Origin of the sequence: Streptomyces cahuitamycinicus, from assembly GCF_002891435.1 — a bacterium.
Classification (GTDB): domain Bacteria; phylum Actinomycetota; class Actinomycetes; order Streptomycetales; family Streptomycetaceae; genus Streptomyces; species Streptomyces cahuitamycinicus.
Map to the genome: position 1 here is coordinate 1 of NZ_POUC01000643.1, position 3241 is coordinate 3241.

At 67.1% G+C, this 3241-nt stretch carries 3 protein-coding genes; all 3 read right to left on the reverse strand.

From position 1 onward, the window contains the following. The coding region (locus C1J00_RS40890; RefSeq protein ID WP_102913902.1) for a carbohydrate ABC transporter permease at positions 1-835 on the reverse strand (835 nt) is incomplete at its 3' end. A gap of 6 nt (positions 836-841) precedes the next feature. Further along, a complete protein-coding gene (locus tag C1J00_RS40895) occupies positions 842-1828 on the reverse strand; it encodes a carbohydrate ABC transporter permease (protein WP_102913903.1) in 987 nt (328 codons plus the stop codon). 33 nt (positions 1829-1861) lie between these two features. Then, a complete protein-coding gene (locus C1J00_RS40900; protein WP_102913904.1) occupies positions 1862-3160 on the reverse strand; it encodes an extracellular solute-binding protein in 1299 nt (432 codons plus the stop codon). Positions 3161-3241: the final 81 nt, after the last annotated feature.

Genomic DNA, 3241 nt, shown 5'->3' on the forward strand with positions numbered 1-3241 from the left:
GGAAGACGATCATCACCGGCAGCAGAACGACCATGGCGCCGGCGAGCAGGATGCCGAAGCGGGTGAAGGTTTGTCCGCTGCTGGCCAGTGCAAGGCCGACGGGGAGGGTGTACTGGCTCTCGTTCTGGGCCACGACCAAGGGCCACAGGAAGTTGTTCCAGGAGCCGAGGAAGGTGATGATCCCGAGGGTGGCGAGGGCGGGCTTGGTCAGCGGAAGGATGATCTTCGCGAAGATGGCCAGTTCGCGGCAGCCGTCGACGCGGGCGGCGTCGATGAGTTCGTCGGGCAGGGTGGAGATGAACTGCCGCATCAGGAACACCCCGAACGGGGTGGCGAGGAACGGCAGGATCAGCCCGAGCAGGGAGCCGGTCAGCTGCATGTTGGCCACCAGCACGTACAGCGGTACGAAGGTGACCAGGCCGGGGATCATGAGCGTCCCCATGACCAGCAGGAAAACGGCGCGCTGCCCGCGGAACTCCAGCTTGGCCAGGGCGTATCCGAGCATCGAGCAGAAGATCAAGTTACCCGTGGTGACGGCGAGGGCCACGATCACGGAGTTGGCGAACATACTCGTGAAGTCGAGCGTGCTGAACAGCTCGCCGTAGTTGGCAGTCGTGGGCACCGTGGGTATCAGGACGGGCGGGACCCTGCGGATGTCGGCCTCGGGCTTGAACGACCCGGACAGCATCCACAGGAACGGCGCGACCATCAGCAGCAGGGCGCCGGCGAGCGGTATGTACAGCCAGGGCTGGCCCCAGTTCTGCCGGATGCGGCGACGCCTCAGGGCGCGGTTCGTGCCCTGTTGTGGCGTTCGGAGAGTGGAGAGGGTACTCATGAGGCATCAGTCCTTGTCTCGCAGCACGCGGAACTGCAGCACGGTCAGCGCGACGATGAGGACGAAGATGACGTAGCCGGCGGCCGACGCCATCTCGTAGTTGCCGTTGCCGAACTGCTTGTAGGCGTACAACGTCGCCGACAGGGTGGAGTCCAGCGGTCCGCCATCGGTCATCACGAACGGCTCGTCGAAGAACTGCAGATAGCCGATGCCGGTGGTCACGGCGGTCAGCAGCAGGGCCGGCCGCAGGAGCGGGAAGGTGACCCGCCAGAACCGCTGCCAGGGCCCGGCGCCGTCGAGTTCGGCCGCCTCCATCAGGGACTGCGGGACGGACTGCAGACCCGCCAGCATGATGATCATGACCGTGCCGAGGTTGCGCCACACCGCCATCACGATCATGACGGGCAGGGCGAAGCGGGTGTCCGCCAGCCATGCCGGACCGTCGATCCCGAACCAGCCCAGGACGAGGTTCGCCAGTCCCGCGCGAGGTTCCAGGAGCGTCTTCCACACCACGGCGACGGCCACGATGCTGGTGATCACCGGCAGGTAGAAGCCGACCCGGAAGACGGCCCGGAAGCGGCGGATGCCCCGGTCGAGGGCAACCGCCGCCGCGAGCCCGGCGGCCAGCGTCAGGGGCAGGGCCACCAGGACGAACACGGCCGTGTTGCGCAGGGCCGTGAAAAACTGCGGGTCCTCAAAGAGGCGTACGTAGTTGTCGAAGCCGACGAACGACACGTTCAGCGGTGTGCGCAGGTCCGCGCTCTTGGTGTCGGTCAGGCCCATCAGCAGCGACCACACCACCGGCAGCAGCATGAAGGCCGCGAACAGCGCGAGGTACGGGGCGGCGAGGAGCCAGGCGGCCCGGGTCTGCCTGCCGCGCGCCGTGCTCCGGAGCCCGGAGCGCCGGCGATCGGCACTCCGTTCCGACCCCGCGGTGCCCTGCTCGTGGGTGTTGCCCCGCTCGGGGAGCGTTTTCGTGGACATGGATGTCATCCGTCCGTACGAGGGATACTCACGCGGCGGCGCTCAGCGACCCGTGCCGATGCTGGTGGCCTTGGACTGCAGCGTCTTCTGCACCTCGGCGACGGTGGCCTTGCCGAGGGTCAGCTTCTCCAATTCGGAGTCGATGGTGTCGGCGATCTGCTGCCAGGTCGTGATGGCGGGCGGCGCCTTGCCGACCTCGAGCTGCTCGGCGAACGCCTTCAAGTTCTCGTCCTCGGTCAGCTTCCCCTCGGTCCACGCCTGGGGCGAAGGAGGCAGGCTGCCGGTGGCCTTGGAATAGGTCGCGAGGTTGGCGGGCTCGGTCAGGAATTGGGCGAACTTCCATGCCGCGTCGGGGTTCTTGGCCTCCTTGAACACCGCCAGGTCGCTGCCGCCGGCGAACCCGGCGGGCTGCTTGGTGTACGGCATCGGCATGGTCTTCCACTTGCCGTCCAGCTCTGGGGCGTCCTTGTGGAGGCTGCCGCCGGCCCACGCACCCTCCTGGTAAACGGCGATCAGCCCGTCGCGGAAGCCCTGCACATTGTCCGACCTGTCCGTCGGCGCCAAGCCCTGCTTCGGGACGCTCGCGTAGTCCCCCAGCGCCTTGGCGACCTCGGGCGAGTCGAAGGTGAACTTCCCGGTCTTGGCGTCGTAGATGTCACCGCCCTGCTGCCAGACCATCGGCACCCAGAAAATCCAGGAGTTGAAGCCCATCACCAGCCCGCTGGCATGGCGCAGCTTGGGGTTCTCCTTGCCGGCGGTGGCCTGGATGGCCTTGAGATCCTTCAGGTACCCGTCCCAGTCGCCGGCCAGGGCGCCCTTGATGCCGGCCTTCGCCGTGAGATCGGTCCGGTAGAAGACCGCTTGGGTGTCGGCGATGAACGGGACGCCGTAGGAGGTGTTCTTGTACTTGGTGGTGTCCCACTGGCCGGGGTAGAAGTCCGAGGACTTGATCGACGTCGGGGTGGCCTGGAAGCCGTTCAAGGCGGCCATCTCGGCCATCCAGGTGCTGCCCACCATGGACATGTCCGGTGTGTTGCCACCGGCTATCGCGGTGGTCAACTTGTCGTGGGCGCCGTCCCACGGGACTGCGGTGATCTTGACGTCTGCGTCCGGGTTCTCCTGCTCGAACTTCTTGGCCAGCTCCTTCAGGTCTTCGTCGGGGTCGCCCATGGACCACATGACCACCGTCCCCTTGGCCTTGCCCGCGCCGATCTTGGCGGGCGCATCGTTGCCGGGGCCGGAGTCCTCGCTCCGGCCGCAGCCGGTGGCCACGAGGGCTGCCGTGAGGGTGACGCACAGGGTCTGGACGGTTCTGACAGCGTGACGGGTAGTGATACGCATGATGCGGCTCCTTGCCGTTGAGCGAGACAGGCGGGGGGCGGCGAAGGGTGGGAAACGGGCGGGAGCCCGGATGGGCCGGCC